Source organism: Blautia sp. HCP3S3_C4 (assembly GCF_052064095.1).
Taxonomy (GTDB): Bacteria; Bacillota; Clostridia; order Lachnospirales; family Lachnospiraceae; genus Blautia_A.
Genome location: NZ_JBQHWF010000009.1, coordinates 71,436 through 88,541, shown reverse-complemented (window position 1 = coordinate 88,541; position 17,106 = coordinate 71,436). Strand labels below are relative to the sequence as shown.

The window sequence follows — 17,106 nt, the reverse complement described above, 5'->3', positions numbered from 1 at the left end:
AGTTGTTAAAAATTAAATATTAATAATTGAAGCTTGCAGGAAAATCAAGAAAAGTGGTTTGCCCGTGAGCTTTTTTATTGTGATAAATATACAAAAATAGAACTTAAATATTTGTACTTTTTACAAACCTTTGTTTTTAAGCAATTAAAGATTGATAATTAAGTTAATGATGGTAAAATCAAATTAGTAAAACAGAAACAAAGATTTCTATGAGCTAGTAAAATGAAGGCAGAAATAAATGTAAGGACTGTATCACGGAACAGAATGACAGGAGGAGAAAAATGGGTACATTTGTGAAGGAAATCGAAGAGGAATTAACACAGAAGCTGATCCCTTTCTGGGAAAAGCTGAGGGATGAAGAATACGGCGGTTTTTATGGCTACATGGGTTATAACCTTAAGGTGCAAAAGGATTATGAAAAGGGATGTATCTTAAACAGCAGAATCCTGTGGTTTTTTGCCAATGCCTATATGACACTTGGAGAAGAAAAACTGAAAGAGGATGCAGATCATGCATATGCATTTCTGAAGGAGAAATGTCTGGACAAAGAATATGGCGGCATGTTCTGGTCAGTCACTTATGACGGGAAACCGTCAGATACAACGAAGCATACCTATAATCAGGCATTCGCAATTTATGCTCTCTCTTCCTATTATGTTGCAACAGGAAACAAGGAAGCACTGGAGATTGCCAGAGGTCTTCAGAAGGTGATCGAGGACAGATGTACGGATGAGTATGGATATCTGGAAGCTTTTAACCGCAAATTTGAGCCGGAAGAGAATGACAAGCTTTCTGAGAATGGTATTATTGCAGAGAAAACCATGAATACCCTGCTTCATGTTTTTGAGGCTTATACAGAATTGTACCGTGTGACAAAGGATCCGTTTACAGGAGACAGGCTTCGTTTTATGATGGATCTTTTTGCAGATAAGATCTATAACAAAGAACTTGGCAGACAGGAAGTATTTTTTGACAGAACTTGGAACAGTCTGATCGATCTGTATTCCTATGGACATGACATAGAGACTTCTTGGCTGATGGACAGAGGTCTGGAAGTACTGGATGATGAAAAATATACTGGGAAGATCACACCGATCACAACAGAAATTGCAGAAAATATTTATCACAGAGCTTTTGTGGATCATTCTCTGATGAATGAATGCGAAAATGGGGTCAATGATACGAGGAGAATCTGGTGGGTTCAGGCAGAAACAGTGATCGGCTTCCTGAACAGATATCAGAAGGACCCGGAGAAAAAGGAATATTTACAGGCAGCAGAGGATGAATGGAATTATATTAAAACTTATATGTTGGATCCAAGAGATGGTTCTGAGTGGTTCTGGTATGTAAAGGAAGACAATACACCTGGAGACGGACCTATTGTAGAACCATGGAAATGCCCGTATCACAACGGACGTATGTGTATGGAAGTGATAAGGAGGATGAAAAATGCTGAATAAACAGTATTACGTTGAAAAAGCGAAAGTAGAAAAACTGATCGCAAGAAAAAATCAGAAAACAGACTTTTACAATGGAATTTATGACCGTTATGAGTATCCGGTACTGACAAGAGAATTTGCGCCGGTTGAATGGAGATATGACCTGAATCCGAAGACAAACCCCAATTTCCAGGAACGTCTCGGAATCAATGCAGTGATGAACTCCGGTGCTATTGAACTGAATGGAAAATATTATCTGGTTGTCCGCGTAGAGGGAAATGACCGTAAATCTTTCTTTGCAGTAGCAGAGAGCGATACAGGAATCGATGGATTCCATTTCTGGGATTATCCGGTACAGCTTCCGGATACCTGCCCGGAGGAAACAAATGTATATGACATGCGTCTGACCAAACATGAAGATGGATGGATCTATGGTGTATTCTGCTCCGAGAGCAAGGATAAAACAAATCCTGATCTGTCTGCAGCAGTTGCTGAAGCAGGTATTGTAAGAACAAAAGACCTTAAGACATGGGAGCGTCTGGACAACCTTAAAACTCTTCATTCTCCTCAGCAGAGAAACGTAGTGCTTCATCCGGAATTTGTAGACGGCAAATATGCATTCTACACACGCCCGATGGATGGTTTCATTGAAACAGGAAGCGGCGGCGGAATCGGATTTGGTCTCTGCGACGATATCGAACATGCAGTGATTGATGAGGAAAAAATCATCAGCAGAAGAATTTACCATACATTGACAGAGTCAAAGAACGGTGCAGGTGCAGTGCCGATCAGAGGTAAGAAATGCTGGATCAATATTGCTCACGGTGTAAGAAATACAGCAGCAGGACTTCGTTATGTTCTCTATGTATTTGGAACTGACTTAAATGATCCGTCCAAAGTGATCGCTGAGCCATCCGGTGTATTCCTTGTTCCGCTTGGAAAAGAAAGAGTCGGAGATGTTTCCAACGTAGTATTCACAAACGGTGCCATCGCAAAAGATAACGGAGATGTTTACATCTATTACGCATCCTGCGATACAAGAATGCATGTGGCAACTACAACTATTGATAAACTGGAAGACTATCTGTTCCACACACCAAGAGATCCACATCGTTCTCCGGACTGCGTAAAACAGCGCTGTGAACTGATCATGAACAATACTTATCAGCGCTGGTGCGAGGATGAGTACTTTGACGCAGACACAAGAGCTGAGTTAAAAGCAATCGCAGATGATCCTCAGGAGATCAAAGAGAGATTTTACAAAGATCTGGAATTCGGTACAGGCGGACTGAGAGGAATCCTCGGTGCCGGTACCAACCGTATGAACATTTATACAGTAAGAAAAGCAACTCAGGGTCTGGCAAACTTTATCATTAAAGAGAACGCACAGGCAAAGGGTGTTGCCATTGCATTTGACTCCAGACATATGTCACCGGAATTTGCAAAAGAGACAGCTCTCTGCATGGCAGCAAACGGAATCAAGGCTTACATTTTCCCATCCCTGCGTCCCACACCAATGCTTTCTTTCGCACTTCGTGAGTTAGGCTGTACAGCTGGTGTGGTAGTAACTGCAAGCCACAATCCGCCACAGTACAATGGATACAAAGTTTACTGGGAGGACGGCGCACAGATCACAGCTCCTAAGGACAAACAGATCATCACAGAAGTTCAGGCGATCACAGATTTCGCTCAGGTGAAGACGATGTCCGAGGAAGATGCAAAGGCAGCAGGTCTTTACGAAGTGATCGGTGAAGAAATTGATGACAAATATATGGAAGCTCTTAAGAAACTGGTTCTCCGCCCGGAAGCCATCAAAGAGCAGGCAGACAAGCTGAAGATCGTTTATACACCTCTTCACGGAACAGGAAACATTCCGGTAAGACGTGTACTGAAAGAACTTGGATTTAACAATGTTTATGTAGTAAAAGAGCAGGAACTTCCTGACGGAGATTTCCCCACAGTAAGCTATCCGAACCCGGAAGATAAGAACGCATTTACACTGGCCCTGAAACTTGCAGCAGAAGTGGACGCAGATATCGTTCTGGCTACTGACCCGGATGCAGACAGACTTGGAATCTATGCAAAGAATGAGAAGACCGGTGAGTACGAAAGCTTCACAGGAAATATGTCCGGAATGCTGATCCTGGAATACCTTCTTTCCCAGAGAAAAGAACTTGGCATGCTTCCGGAAAACGGTGCAGTTGTAACAACTATCGTTTCCGGAAAAATGGCAAGAGCCATTGCAAAAGAATATAATGTAGAGCTGATCGAAACTCTGACAGGATTCAAATATATCGGAGAGCAGATCAAATTCTTTGAGCAGAATCATGACCATGAATTCCTCTTCGGATATGAAGAAAGCTACGGCTGTCTGGAAGGTACCCATGCAAGAGACAAAGATGCAGTTGTAGCTGTTATGGCTCTCTGTGAGGCAGCAGCTTACTATAAATCAAAAGGAATCACTCTCTGCGAGCAGATGGAGAAGCTGTATCAGAAATACGGATTCTATAAAGAAAGCCTTTTCTTCCAGACCTTCCCTGGAGCAGAAGGAAAAGCAAAAATTGATGGTCTGATGGATGCGCTGAGAAATCAGCCTCCGAAACAGGTTGGTCCGTTCAAGGTAACTGCGCTTGAGGATTATAAGAAGAGCGTACGCACAGATATCGCAACAGGTGAAACCTCTGCACTGACACTTCCGGAATCCAATGTACTGTACTTTGAACTGGAGGATGGTGCATGGTTCTGTGTAAGACCATCTGGAACAGAGCCGAAGATTAAATACTATGCAGGCGTGAAAGGCGCAGACGCACAGGATGCTGAAGAAAAACTGGAAGCATTATCCAAGGCTGTTGTGGAACTTTAATTACATAAAAAACTTGAAATATCGGTCTGGCTAAGTAAAATAGCAGACAGATAGCAAAGAAAAAGGGCACGCAGGAGAATCTCTCAGGCGTGCCTGAAGTAAATGGAGGAAATTTACAAATGGCACTTTTAAAATTAAAACCAAGCTGTAAAGATTATCTCTGGGGCGGCACGAGATTAAGAACAGAGTTTGGGATTGAATATGACAGGGATCCTCTGGCAGAGTCCTGGGAGCTTTCCTGTCATCCGGACGGACCAAGTTATATCGTAAACGGAGAATATGCAGGGAAAACTCTGCAGCAGTATATTGATGAAAACGGTAAAGAGATTCTGGGAACTGACTGCCAGTCCTTCGAGCAGTTCCCGGTTCTGATCAAATTTATTGATGCGAAAAAAGATCTTTCCATTCAGGTACATCCGGACAATACTTACGCATTGAAAAATGAAGGACAGTACGGAAAGACCGAGATGTGGTATGTGATGGATGCGGCAGAAGGATCAAGCCTTTTCTACGGATTTGCAAAAGAAGTTTCTGAAGAAGAATTTGAGGAACGTATCCGCAATCATACTCTTACAGATGTTCTGAATAAAGTAATGATTCATAAAGGTGACGTACTTTTTATTGATCCGGGCACCATCCATGCCATCGGAGCAGGAAGCCTGATCGCTGAAATCCAGCAGAATTCCAATGTTACATACCGTGTTTACGACTATGGACGTAAAGGACCGGACGGAAAGGAGAGAGAACTTCATGTAGATAAGGCTCTCCAGGTAACCAAACGTGAGCCTGCAGCTACTGACAGGGATTTCGGACCACACGTTGCATCCTGCGAATATTTCACAGTAGACAAAGTGATCCTGGACGGACTGAGAAGAAAGAAACTGACAGGAGAAGCTGACGGCACTTCTTTCGTAAGTGTACTGGTTATGAGTGGTGCAGGTAGGATCACTGCAAGCGGCCAGACTATGGAAGTGAAGAAGGGTGACAGTATCTTTATCACAGCCGGTTCCGGCGAGTATGAGCTGGAAGGTGATATGGAGGTACTGCTTACCACTGTATGATCAGGTGATAAAGATGTATTTTCTATATTATTTTTCTAAAATGTCATAAGATGATGAAAAAAGCTTTTGCAAAACAATAGGATTTGCAGAAGCTTTTTTGTATTTTTTGGAAAACATACTACTTAGAGAATGTGAAATTCGGGGATTTCAGCAGAAACAGCCTTGCAATTTATTTTGAATACGTTATAATAAAAAAACGTAACGAACTAAGATTGGTTAGACCAATAACGGATAAATGTTTCCGAATCCTGAGGAAACGACAATAAGAGGAGACTGGAAATGAAATACGTAAGACAATTCTGGGTTATTTTACTGCTATCTGCAATGGGAGAGGCATTACATGTTCTGATCCCGCTTCCTGTACCTGCAAGTGTGTACGGACTGGTTATCATGCTGATCGCACTGGGAACACACATTATCAAACTGGATCAGGTCAAAGAAGCGGCTGAATTTCTCATAGAGATTATGCCGGTTATGTTTATCCCGGCAGGTGTCGGATTACTGACAGCCTGGGGCATACTGAAACCGGTATGTGTGCCGATCATTCTGATCACAGTGATCACCACAGTTGTGGTAATGATTGTGACGGGTCGTGTCACACAGGCAGTTATTCGTATGGACAGAAAGAAAGGACAGAAAAGATAATGACACAATTTATGAGTAATTCCCTGTTTTTTGGCGCAGCGATCAGCCTGATCGCATATGAGGCAGGACTTCTTTTGAAAAGAAAATTTAAGATGGCAATTTTTAATCCGCTTCTGATTGCGATCATTGCGGTAATAGCGGTACTTTGTTTACTGCATATTGATTATGACACCTATAATCAGAGTGGTCAGTATATCAGCTACCTGCTCACACCTGCAACTGTCTGTCTGGCAGTTCCGCTGTATCAGCAGATGGAACTTTTGAAAAAGAATCTGAAAGCCGTAATCATAGGAATTGTTTCCGGTGTACTTGCCAGTCTGGTCAGTGTGCTGATTCTTGCAAAGCTGTTCAGCCTGAGTCATGAGCAGTATGTAACACTTCTTCCGAAGTCTATTACCACAGCAATCGGAATGGGGGTTTCCGAAGAACTGGGTGGTATAGTAACGATTACAGTTGCAGTTATTATCATTACCGGTGTTCTTGGAAATATGATCGCAGAGACTGTGATCAAACTGGCACATATCGAAGAACCCATCGCAAAAGGTCTGGCACTTGGAACTTCTGCCCATGCCATCGGTACTGCCAAGGCAATGGAGCTTGGTGAAATAGAAGGTGCAATGAGCAGTCTTGCAATTGCAGTGGCCGGTCTGCTGACCGTTGTAGGAGCATCTGTGTTTGCCCAGTTTATGTAAGTAATATAGGGGACTGTCATGTTAAGGAACTTAAGCAGGACTTAAGGAATTAACATGGCAGTTATTTTTTGCAAACAAATGTTCGAAAAGTACTTTCATTTTAGGATAAGGTGTGGTATTATACTTGAAAAGAGAATATATGTTCGGAAAATATGTTCGATATAAGACTTAGGAGGGCAATGAGATGACAAATACAGCAAGCACCACACATAGAACAGGAAGAAAAGAAAGCCGCAAGCTTTCCAGAACAATGGCAGTAATTCTGGGACTGATCGTAACACTGGAGGTAATGATCGCCGGTGGGATGATCTTTAATATTGATTTTCACTCTGCTGATACGATTGCGGTGATCCTGGGATTTTTAGTTTTATATTCGGGAGTTGTTGCAGTACTGACTGATAATTGAGGTTGCTGTCCGGCATATTATGATGTAACATGTCATATATAATATTCATTCATGAAATAATGTACTCTCGGAATAAAGACTCCAAGAATACATAATATAGGTAAAGGGGAAAATATGACGGTAAAATCAAGATTGCTGGAAATGTTGGAGAAGTATAAAGGAGAAGTGATTTCCGGAGAGCGGATTGCAGGTGAGCTGGGCTGTACCAGGGCGGCAGTATGGAAAGCAGTGAAATTGCTCAGGGAGGACGGATATACCATAGAGGCAGGACCTAATAAGGGTTATATGCTGGCAAAGGATACAAATCGGTTGTCCCAGGAGGGAATCCGTCTGTTTCTGGATGATCCGGAGGTTAAAGTAGATATTTATGATGAGCTGGAATCTACAAACCAGACGGCCAAGAAAGAAGCGATGATAGGAAAGGCAGGACATGGAGCCTTTGTAATTGCCAGAAGTCAGACTGCGGGCAGAGGACGCAGAGGGCGGGAATTTTATTCCCCTGCAGATGCCGGGCTTTATATAAGTGTGATCCTGAAACCCCAGGGAACCCTACAGGACAGCTTACTGATCACAACAGCGGCAGCAGTGGCAGTCTACAGAGCCGTTGCGCAGATCTGTGGAATCCAGCTTGATATTAAATGGGTTAATGATCTGTTTTATAAAGGAAAGAAAGTCTGTGGAATCCTCACAGAGGCTGTCACAGATTTTGAAGGTGGAAATATTGAGTTTGTGGTAGTTGGTATAGGATTGAACCTCTACCTGGATCAGGAGAAACTGCCGCAGAAATTAAGAAGTATAGCTGGAGCTCTTTATGAGACAAAAGAAGATGCAGAACGGACAGACCGTAATCAATTGACAGCAATGATTGTGAACGAGCTGCGAAAAGAGACAGCAGATCTGAAACTATCTCCGGATTATGTGACACATAACATGATCCCGGGACATCAGATCACAATTACAGACGGAACCTCTTCCAGGCAGGCATTTGCGTTGGAGATATGCAGGGACGGAAGGCTGAAAGTACGGGAAGAGGATGGGCAGGAAACAATATTGTCTTTTGGGGAAGTTTCGGTGACTATATAGCTATATGGAAAATTGTATTGTTTTCCCAACTGCTATAAAAATGAGATTCAGATTTGCGGGTAATGTACAATCGCAAATCTGAATCTCATTTTGGGTTCAGGGTTAATTGGTACTGTTATCAGTATCCTTGAGCTCTTCGGAAATTTCTTCTTTTAATGATACAGGATGGCTGCTGGTGTCTGTTGTATCAGTAGTATTTGCAGAAGTTTCAACATTTTCTACATTTCTCATATCCTGCTGGTACGGACGATATGGTGTCCAGTAATGTTCTTCCTCATCGGAACTGTCATGGTGTTCTTCATCCAATGCATCCTTCTTGCGGGTGAGAATATAAATTCCTGCAAAAATGATAGTAGCTGCAATTACGAGCTGTGGCAGATGATATGTGAATCTACCGATAATATCAGCCAGATAGCCGGGTAAGATCATATAGAGGAAATCCATCAGGTTGTTCCACAGAATAGAAGCACCAAGGAAAATCAGCAGAATCGCGGTTAAATTTCTGTGATGTTTAAGCAGGGAACTGATATCTCCTGTCAGTTCATCCATATGAAGAACATAGGAATCTTCTATGGAATAAAACTCTTCCTCAGAAAGAGATTTCAGGTTGTGCACATTAAAGAAACTGTAGAACCAGATGATCGGGATCAGAAACACAAGCCAGTCCATTCCGGTACATGCTCCAATGGCAAAGACACCCCAGAATAAGAACATAATACTGATACCCTGTTTTTTGAATCCCATATACATTTCTCCTGCGCCTGGAATCAGGGAAAAGATAAAAAGCCAGAATCCATGTTTTTGTTTTTGCATACTTTTATTTGCCTCCATTCATTAATTTGCTGGAAAAATCACTGATATATTTTATAAAAGAACTGGTGCCATCACCAATGTTCTGGCCAAGTTCTCTGGTGAACTGGTAGAGCCTGCCGTCTTCATGTTCGGGCAATGTTTTGTTTATCTGAGAGGAAGTATCCTGATGTAAGGAAGTGAAATCCAGGTTGGGGATACTGAATAAAAGCAGCAGGGCAACTATCACACCGGCAGCAGTCTGAAGACTGTAATGGAGCAGCTGCATTTTGCGGGATGCTTTATTTGCTGCCCGGGCAAGCTGTACTTCACCGGAGTCTGCTTTGGTCAGAATCTGTTCTATCAGATAGGAAGGAGCAGTATCAGTACTGCTGTCTTCCTGTTCCATCATCTGATCCAGACAGAAATCGCAGTGATCAAGATGTGACAGAAATTCAATGACTTCCTGTGTGTTCATATTTCCGTTGTCAAATTCTATTAAATCCTTCTTATCAATATGCATCTAATCACCCCTTTCAAGCATATTTTTCAGCATTGCCCTTGCTCGATAGAGCTGTGTCTGAACTGTTTTCGGATTTTTTCCTGTCTGTTGTGCAATTTCAGGTACTGACAGTTCCCTGCAGAAATGTGCGTAAGCGACTTCTTTGTAGGGACTTTTCAGCTGCATGCACAATGCTTCTACATGAGTATTGGATGCAGCTTTCATGTATTCATCCTCGGGAGAGGATTGCCGGTCCGGAATCTGGGAAAAGTAGGTGTCTTCTGTTGGAATACTTCGCCGCCCGGCAGCTTTCAGATAGTCCAGGCATTTTCGGATAGCAATCTTGCTTAGCCAGGCTTTTTCATAAGTGCCGTCAAAACGGGACAGGTTTTTATAGGCAGACAGAAATACTTCCTGAGTAAGATCTTCGGCATCAAATGGATTGCCGATAGATTTCAGGCAGATCGAATATATTAAGTTCTGGTATTGCTTAATCAGATATTCCAGATATTGCTTTTCTGTGATCATTACTGTCTCCTTTGTCCCTATTCATTTAATTATAACGCAGAAGAGGGAGGAATGGATTCATATCTTAGAAAAGTTTTAAAGAAACTATAATGGATGTAATGTTACTGAGGACGGTGTGAATAATAACGATGTGCTTGCATGATTAATATCTTCTATAGATAGTCTTGATAAGTAGATAGTTTTGCTCTATACTTGAGGACAAATGAGAGTACATACTCTAAGATAGTCCGTAAAAGGAGAATAACAAACAATGACAGAGACAAGACGTTTATATTATGAAGATGTATATAAAAAAGAATTCACAGCAACCGTTGTAGAGTGCAGAGAGCGGAAAAAAGGCTACGCAGTGATCCTGGATGAGAGTGCTTTCTATCCGGAAGGCGGCGGTCAGCCGAGTGATGTAGGAACTCTGGGTGATGCGAATGTAACAGAGGTTCATGAGAAGGATGGTGAATTGCTCCATTATACGGACAAGGCTCTGGAAGTGGGTGTGAAGGTTGAAGGAAAGATTGACTGGGCACGTCGTTTTGATCTGATGCAGCAGCATTCGGGGGAGCATATGGTCAGTGGTATTATCCATGCAAAGTATGGTTATGATAATGTAGGTTTCCATATGGGAGGTGATGTGATCACTGTAGATCTGAATGGTATGCTGGATGAAGCTCAGCTGGCAGAAATCGAGCAGGAAGTGAATGAGAGAGTCTGGGAAGATAAAGAAGTACAGATCACTTATCCGACTGCAGAGGAACTTCAGGCTCTGGATTACAGAAGCAAGAAAGAACTGACCGGACAGGTTCGTATCGTGACTTTCCCGGGAGTGGACGTATGTGCATGTTGTGGAACTCATGTAACTCATACAGGGGAGATTGGAATGGTGAAACTTCTCTCTGTAGTGAAGTTCCGTGATGGTATCCGTATGGAGATGATCTGCGGTAAACGTGTTCTGGATTATCTGAATATGGTAAATGAGCAGAACCACCAGATTTCCGTAAAGCTTTCTGCAAAGATGGAAAAGACAGCAGATGCAGTACAGCGTCTGCAGGATGAGAACTTCCGCCTGAAAGGACAGGCAGCCCGTATGGAGGAAGAAATGTTCCAGGCAGAGGCAAAGAAGTGGGAAGGTGCAGGAAGTGTCCTGATCTTCAAAGAGGGACTGGAAGCAGATTCTGTACGTAAACTTGCAGATGCAGTGATGAACACCTGCCAGGGATGCTGCGCAGTATTTTCCAAAAATGAAGATGGAAGCTATAAATATGCAATGGGTGAGATTGACGGAGATCTTCGCCAGTATACAAAAGAAATGAATGCTGCATTAAATGGAAGGGGCGGCGGAAAGCCATTCTTTGTGCAGGGGTCTGTACAGGCAACAGAGATGGAAATCCGTAATTTCTTTGAGAAATAGTTTAGGAGCTGAGCAGTCTGTATGCAGATAATATGTGATGCAATATGTTTCTGCATAGGGAGTGTGGATAGCAGGATAAAAGGTATAAATCAGAGGAAAAGAGCAATGTTTGGAGAATGTCATGCGCATATAATTATGGATGGTGTGAATTACCGTCAGGCAATTGATATGCATAAGAATGGTCCGGATGACCAGATAATAAGAGAGCATCTGAAAGCTTATCAGGACAGAGATATTACTTTTGTACGTGATGGTGGCGATGCACTGGGCGTTTCCGCGAGAGCGAAAGAACTTGCGCCGGAATACGGTATTGATTACCGGACTCCTGTATTTGCAATCCACAAAGAGGGACACTATGGTTCCATTGTTGGAAAAAGCTTTGCAACAATGCGGGAATTTCATGGTCGTGTGCTTGAGGCGATAAATGCAGGTGCGGATTTTATTAAGATCATGACTACAGGAATCATGGATTTCAATGCACACGGAGCTGTCACGGGAACACCGCTGGATGCGGCTGAAGTGAAAGAGATGGTACATATTGCACATGAAGAGGGTATGGCCGTGATGTCTCATACTAACGGGGACTATGGTGTTCAGGCAGCAGTGGAAGCCGGTGTGGACAGTCTGGAGCATGGGAACTACATGAATGAAGAAAGTCTTAACATGCTGGCAGAGAGTGATACAGTATGGGTTCCGACGCTGGTCACAGTGCGTAATCTTCTGGGTGACGGGCGTTATGCGGATGAAACGCTGAAGCCGATCATAGAATTTGCAGAAGAGAATGTCAGAAAGGCATTTAAACTTGGAGTAAAGGTTGCTCCGGGCAGTGACGCAGGGGCTTACTGGGTTTTTCATGGAAAAGGAATTCAGGATGAAATGAAATCGTTTACAGAAATTCTGGAAGAAAGTGATATTGTCTGTCACTGGCTTTCAGATGGTGAATCAGAAATTAAAAAGAAATTTATCAGACGGTAATAACAAAAGCAGTTCATTCTACAGCGTACAAACTGTAAATGGACTGCTTTTGGCTTATGCATACTGAATCTTGACTGCAGTATAAATATTAGAAGATTTTGATTTAGACGGATGGAAAGTAACACATACATAGTCGCCGTATTCCACACCGCTTTCAGTAAGATCCTGAGCGTTTTCAATGCGGAAAGTGTCGACTGCACCATCGTCGGTCTGAACGGTGATCGTATTAGCGGTGCTTCCGATGATAGTTCCGGTTGCTGTAAAGGAAATATGTTTATCATCGATTCCGGCAGGATTTTCTCCGGTTACGGCAATGATACGAATGCCCTCCAGAGTGTCCTCTTCCAGATTTCCAATATAAGTCACATTTGCATGAGAACCGGGAGCAATTCCGCCCTCAAAATAAGCGGGAATTGCAGACATATCAATGCTTAGCGGAGTATCACTGCCAGCAGGAAGAACCTGAAGAATATTCAGATTTACTGCCTGGATGGTTACCAGAAACTGTTTCTCACGGTTCGCAATCTGCTCCGGTGTCAGTGTAACTGTCGGTTCAGGTGTAGGTGTCGGATCCGGAATCTGCAGGTCTTTCAGGTCGGAAATACTTAGGACTTTCAGATGACTAGCGTTTAAAGACGCAGAGGAATCATCAGAAGTATCCGGAAATTCACCTTTAAAGGTAAGGTAGACCCAGTCGCCGGATTTGATGCCGTTCTGATAATATTGTTTCGTTCCGGTGATCGGGTAAGTAGCAGTTTTGCCTTTTTTATTTTTTATGGTGATCGTATTGGAGGTCAGAGATATGACCTGCCCGTGAGCAGTACGTTTCTTCAGTTTGTTCTTCTTGTGGAATTCATCCACTACTTTCAGAACACGAACACTGCTTGTATCTGTATTGGAGAGCTGTCCTTCATAAATAATACTGATCTCATCACCGGTGATCATTCCGCCTTTACACTCCAGTGTGGCGTTGGAAACATTGAATACATAAGATGCATCGTCTGTATTCAGGATGAGCTGGCTTCCGGAAAAATCCTGTAGAGTACCGGAAATCTCATCCATATAAACGCGGTCTTTGGATTCGGTTGTAGTGGTGGTATCAGTTGAAGAAGCGATTTCCCGGGCAGAAGTATCTCCGGTAGATGTAAATTGTTCCAGTACAGTTCCAGGGCTGCAGCCGGTCACAGAGAAAGTGAGAACGGTACAGACACATGCAGCAAGCAGTTTTTTCATAGTAAAGACAGGACCTCCGATAAATCATTCGTTTGAGCATTATTCCTGCCAGGTGCAGTGCAATGATCTCAAAACATAATTATTTATGAGAAGAGATATCATCTTCAGGCGGATCTGGGATAAAGTCAAAAATTTTCCGGTAGTTTTCCCATTCGTCATTGTCTTTGGCAGGAGTAGATATCAGGCCGGTACATTCTGTACAGGCGTTGGTATTCAGGTAATTATCATAACATACATTGTAAGGATTTTGGCAGCTATTTTTACGCTTTTCTGACATTTTTTACCTCCATGATTATAGCAGATGTGATCCATCTGTCTGTATAATGGATAGTATTAGTATATGCGGTTATTTTATGTGAGTTTTTTGTCCGCTGTTTAAGGAAAACTGCGAAAGAGTTATTGGGTTATGGAGAAGTAGTAAAACGGATTACGAATATCTGACAGAACTGATAAGATTCTGGGAAGTGTGCTGCTGTGAGCAGACAGTAACTGGTTTTCGTGAAATATGTACAATAAACAGACTATAAATTTGACAAAATAATAACGAAAAATATATTGAAATTTCTATGGATTGTGATATAATTTCGATAAATAAATAATAGCGAAGTAGGATTTTATGCGTCAAGTGTTCACAGGCTGGGGAGTCGCCGTGAAACGAAAAGTAGAAAGCGTGCTGCTTACGATATGATTTCCGCACCCGTTGCTACATATGAGGACATCTCATAATGTGGAGGGATTATTATTTATGGTAACTACTCTATTTTTTAAACACATTATGGAGGTGTTTTTATTATGCAGAAAAAACAATATTGGAATGTAAAAACATTGGTGTTCATGGCTCTTCTGATCGCCATGCATCTGGTACTCACACGAGTTCTGGTGATTGATCTCGGTGCATACCGTATTTCTGTAGGAAGTGTAAGTACAATTCTTGCAGGTCTGTGGCTTGGCCCGGTAGCTGGTGGTGTCTGTGGATTATGTGCAGATATCATCGGATGTTTTATGAAAGGATATGCAGTAAACCCGTTTATTACAGTTGCAGCAGTTCTCTGGGGCGTTCTTCCTGCTCTTGCAAAACCGTTATTTGCAAACAAGAAGAAAACAGGAAAGACAGTTGGCATCTGCGTATCTATCGTAGTAACAGCGGTTCTCAGCTCTCTGGTATTTACAACAGCAGGACTTGTAATTATGCTTGGATATAACTTCTACGCGATCATGCCTGGAAGACTGGTACAGTTCGCAATCATGATCCCGATCTACTGTGTACTGACCTGCCTGCTGTATTTCAGCCCGCTGACAGCAATGGTTGTTGAGAATGCGGCACCTGCAGTGCTGAAGAACAAAACCGTATAATTGAGATAGAATTAAGACTTGAATAATGGACTGATAAGATAGTTAAGAAAACATGGTTTTGCGCGGACTATGTTAATTACATATCAATCGATTCCCCGAAAAAGAAGAAAGTTATGATATAAAAAGACAGACTCATTGTAAAGTAAAATATGAAGTACTTTACAGTGAGTCTGTTTTTATTATATTCTGAAACTTAATCAAATCAAGTAAATCTTCTGCTTCAATTGTGAAAAGCAATGAACAGTGGGCGGGGACATGCCTGCCATGATCAGAGCATTTTATTTTTCTGGTGGATAGTTACCATTCTCATCCGGCTGTACACGGAACCAGTAAGTATAAAGTTGGTTGAATCCGAGCGATTTGTACAGTGCACGGGCATTGTCATTTCCCTCTACAACCTGAAGGTATGCATTCTGCGCACCTTTCTTTATCCCTTCTTTCAGAAGTCCGGTACAGATCTGGCGTGCATAGCCGTGTTTGCGATATTCTTCTTTTACATGGATGGCATAGATCCCGATGTAATCTCTGTCCAGAATGCCGAGTCCGGTTGCAATGATCTGGCCGTCCATACGGATGCAGGCGCAGATAGTTTCTTTGAGGATCGCCTGATACATGGATGGAACGACTTTGCGGTGAACGGGGTTGGTAGTGTTCTTTAAGCGAAACAGACTTTCAATCCATTCAGATGGAATGTTATCGTAGAACGTTACGTCCGGATACGGAGCGTCCAGACGCGCGGCATTCATGCTCATCGCCATGACATTGGTGGTATGCTGGATGGCATATCCACGGTTCTCCAGAACATAATCAAAGTCAGGAGAAACAAGAGGGCTGATCTTAAATACAGCCGGTGTTCCCAGGCGTTTATATACGCTTTCGCAGTATGGGATTTTCTCTCTCCATGTAAGAGTAGAATTGCCGAATTGCTCTACGCTATTGGTTCTGTGTGTATAAAAATAAGAAAATCTCAGGATCCAGCCGTCATACAGTTCCATCTTGTGAGACGGCCAGGCGTTCAGAGACATATCTTCAATCTGTTTAATTGTAGTTTCCATAATATAAGGAAGACTCCTTTCAATATGAGTCCGCAAATGCATGTTTATGCATGAAGATGCCATAACGGTTCTCTGTTATAGAAAACTTACAGAAATCCACAGGCATGCAAAAGTGTCTTTTTAGAATTATACAGAGTTTAGAAACGATGTGCAAGAAAACTTTCGTTTATTATAATATTCGTTATGAAGCACTTTGCCGGGCGTGAAGTGAACAATCATTTATCCGGCGATTGTCTCCAGAACGAGGGAATATAATTTACGGGCAAGCAATTCATGTCCATGGGCGGTAAGATGAATGCCGTCTATAGTAATTGCATCAAATCCCTGTTCAGCTGCTATTTTATTCAGATCATCATGCAGTGGCACAAATGGCAGCCGGTATTTTGCAGCAAGATTCTGGATAAGGTCAGACATGGTACGAACATGTGGAATCCATGTCTGATATTCTTCCGGATGCGGAAAGATAAATGGCTCCATAAGGATTACCTGTCTGGCATCTGCAATGAGCAGCTTCAGCAATTCATCGTAATGCTCAGAGAATTCTGCCATCATTTGTTTCTGCTGAGAAGCAGTGCGGTTTGTATTCATCATCAGCCCGATATCATTAATGCCGATCAGCAGCGTTACAACAGGAGAACGGTGCAGGGAAATCCGGTGCTGGCGGATATTGTCCAGGACTCTTGATATGGTGAAGCCATCGAATCCGTAGTTTTTAATTTGTACTGTATTTGATAAAAACGATCTGGAGTTGTCAGAATATGAATTTGGCCGTCTGCCGGGAATTTCTTTCTGAAACATTTCTGCAAGCATCTGCACATATCCATTCCCCAGAGGAAAATCATCGAGTAAATGACCGCAATCGGTAATGCTGTCTCCAAGACAAATGATCTGCATAGTATAACTCCCTTTTATATTTTTTATATAATAGTGAATGCTGATTTAAATAAATGCTGATATAAATAAATGGTATTACCAATCTATAAATTGGTAAGTGACGTAATATAAAATTTATATAAAAACTATATAAAATAATATCATCGCTTCACAGTTCAGTCAACGAAAAATAGCCTTTTTCCGTGA

The 17,106-nt window shown here is 42.3% G+C and carries 17 protein-coding genes, 1 pseudogene and 1 riboswitch; of the genes and pseudogenes, 11 read left to right on the top strand and 7 right to left on the bottom strand.

Going from position 1 to position 17,106, the window contains the following annotated elements:
- Positions 1–281 precede the first annotated feature (281 nt).
- From ACTNC6_RS09790 to ACTNC6_RS09755, 8 genes and pseudogenes are all read left to right on the top strand, one after another.
- Positions 282–1,460: an AGE family epimerase/isomerase gene (locus ACTNC6_RS09790; protein WP_441043964.1), complete on the top strand. Its 1,179-nt coding sequence runs from the start codon at positions 282–284 to the stop codon at positions 1,458–1,460.
- A pseudogene (locus ACTNC6_RS09785) lies at positions 1,450–2,598 on the top strand (glycoside hydrolase family 130 protein); the annotation flags it as partial. The gene ACTNC6_RS09790 and the pseudogene ACTNC6_RS09785, both read left to right, overlap by 11 nt.
- Positions 2,590–4,302: a phospho-sugar mutase gene (locus ACTNC6_RS09780; protein ID WP_441043995.1), complete on the top strand. Its 1,713-nt coding sequence runs from the start codon at positions 2,590–2,592 to the stop codon at positions 4,300–4,302. The pseudogene ACTNC6_RS09785 and the gene ACTNC6_RS09780, both read left to right, overlap by 9 nt.
- Before the next feature lie 119 nt (positions 4,303–4,421).
- Entirely contained in the window at positions 4,422–5,363 is a 942-nt protein-coding gene (locus ACTNC6_RS09775) for a type I phosphomannose isomerase catalytic subunit (protein ID WP_441043963.1), read from the top strand.
- A gap of 279 nt (positions 5,364–5,642) precedes the next feature.
- Complete coding sequence (locus ACTNC6_RS09770) at positions 5,643–6,008, top strand: CidA/LrgA family protein (RefSeq protein WP_173742675.1); 366 nt, start codon at positions 5,643–5,645, stop codon at positions 6,006–6,008.
- Positions 6,008–6,700 carry an LrgB family protein gene (locus ACTNC6_RS09765; RefSeq protein WP_173742674.1) on the top strand — a complete coding sequence of 231 codons (693 nt, stop codon included), beginning with the start codon at positions 6,008–6,010 and terminating at the stop codon, positions 6,698–6,700. The genes ACTNC6_RS09770 and ACTNC6_RS09765 overlap by 1 nt, the downstream gene beginning before the upstream one ends.
- 184 nt (positions 6,701–6,884) lie before the next feature.
- Entirely contained in the window at positions 6,885–7,106 is a 222-nt protein-coding gene (locus ACTNC6_RS09760) for a hypothetical protein (protein WP_441035827.1), read from the top strand.
- A gap of 114 nt (positions 7,107–7,220) precedes the next feature.
- A complete protein-coding gene (locus ACTNC6_RS09755) occupies positions 7,221–8,189 on the top strand; it encodes a biotin--[acetyl-CoA-carboxylase] ligase (protein ID WP_441035829.1) in 969 nt (322 codons plus the stop codon).
- 102 nt (positions 8,190–8,291) lie between these two features.
- Here the strand turns inward: ACTNC6_RS09755 and ACTNC6_RS09750 are convergent, their stop codons facing one another.
- From ACTNC6_RS09750 to ACTNC6_RS09740, 3 genes are all read right to left on the bottom strand, one after another.
- Positions 8,292–8,933: a hypothetical protein gene (locus ACTNC6_RS09750; RefSeq protein WP_441035831.1), complete on the bottom strand. Its 642-nt coding sequence runs from the start codon at positions 8,931–8,933 to the stop codon at positions 8,292–8,294.
- A gap of 73 nt (positions 8,934–9,006) precedes the next feature.
- A complete protein-coding gene (locus ACTNC6_RS09745; protein WP_441035832.1) occupies positions 9,007–9,501 on the bottom strand; it encodes a hypothetical protein in 495 nt (164 codons plus the stop codon).
- Complete coding sequence (locus ACTNC6_RS09740; RefSeq protein WP_441035834.1) at positions 9,502–10,008, bottom strand: RNA polymerase sigma factor; 507 nt, start codon at positions 10,006–10,008, stop codon at positions 9,502–9,504. It abuts the gene before it with no gap.
- A gap of 250 nt (positions 10,009–10,258) precedes the next feature.
- Here ACTNC6_RS09740 and ACTNC6_RS09735 point away from each other — a divergent pair, with 250 nt between their 5' ends.
- Together ACTNC6_RS09735 and ACTNC6_RS09730 are read left to right on the top strand one after the other, a co-directional pair.
- Positions 10,259–11,410, top strand: a complete 1,152-nt coding sequence (locus ACTNC6_RS09735) for an alanyl-tRNA editing protein (RefSeq protein ID WP_441043962.1) — start codon at positions 10,259–10,261, stop codon at positions 11,408–11,410.
- A gap of 105 nt (positions 11,411–11,515) precedes the next feature.
- Positions 11,516–12,385, top strand: coding sequence for an amidohydrolase family protein (locus ACTNC6_RS09730; RefSeq protein ID WP_441043961.1), 870 nt, complete (start codon positions 11,516–11,518; stop codon positions 12,383–12,385).
- A gap of 54 nt (positions 12,386–12,439) precedes the next feature.
- Here ACTNC6_RS09730 and ACTNC6_RS09725 read toward each other — a convergent pair whose 3' ends face one another.
- Both ACTNC6_RS09725 and ACTNC6_RS09720 read right to left on the bottom strand, forming a co-directional pair.
- Positions 12,440–13,618: a hypothetical protein gene (locus ACTNC6_RS09725; protein ID WP_291814383.1), complete on the bottom strand. Its 1,179-nt coding sequence runs from the start codon at positions 13,616–13,618 to the stop codon at positions 12,440–12,442.
- Positions 13,619–13,697: 79 nt separating this feature from the next.
- Positions 13,698–13,895 carry a hypothetical protein gene (locus ACTNC6_RS09720; RefSeq protein ID WP_291807741.1) on the bottom strand — a complete coding sequence of 66 codons (198 nt, stop codon included), beginning with the start codon at positions 13,893–13,895 and terminating at the stop codon, positions 13,698–13,700.
- A gap of 323 nt (positions 13,896–14,218) precedes the next feature.
- Positions 14,219–14,323, top strand: a riboswitch (THF riboswitch).
- Positions 14,324–14,410: 87 nt separating this feature from the next.
- On the opposite strand from ACTNC6_RS09720, the gene ACTNC6_RS09715 reads away from it, so the two are divergent.
- Positions 14,411–14,971, top strand: coding sequence for a folate family ECF transporter S component (locus ACTNC6_RS09715; protein WP_216458564.1), 561 nt, complete (start codon positions 14,411–14,413; stop codon positions 14,969–14,971).
- 278 nt (positions 14,972–15,249) lie between these two features.
- On the opposite strand, the gene ACTNC6_RS09710 is transcribed toward ACTNC6_RS09715, so the two are convergent.
- Both ACTNC6_RS09710 and ACTNC6_RS09705 read right to left on the bottom strand, forming a co-directional pair.
- Complete coding sequence (locus ACTNC6_RS09710) at positions 15,250–16,026, bottom strand: GNAT family N-acetyltransferase (protein ID WP_291807740.1); 777 nt, start codon at positions 16,024–16,026, stop codon at positions 15,250–15,252.
- A 219-nt stretch (positions 16,027–16,245) separates the two neighbouring features.
- The gene (locus ACTNC6_RS09705) at positions 16,246–16,920 is read right to left on the bottom strand and encodes an SGNH/GDSL hydrolase family protein (protein WP_441043960.1); all 675 of its coding nucleotides are present in this window, start codon (positions 16,918–16,920) and stop codon (positions 16,246–16,248) included.
- Positions 16,921–17,106 lie beyond the last annotated feature (186 nt).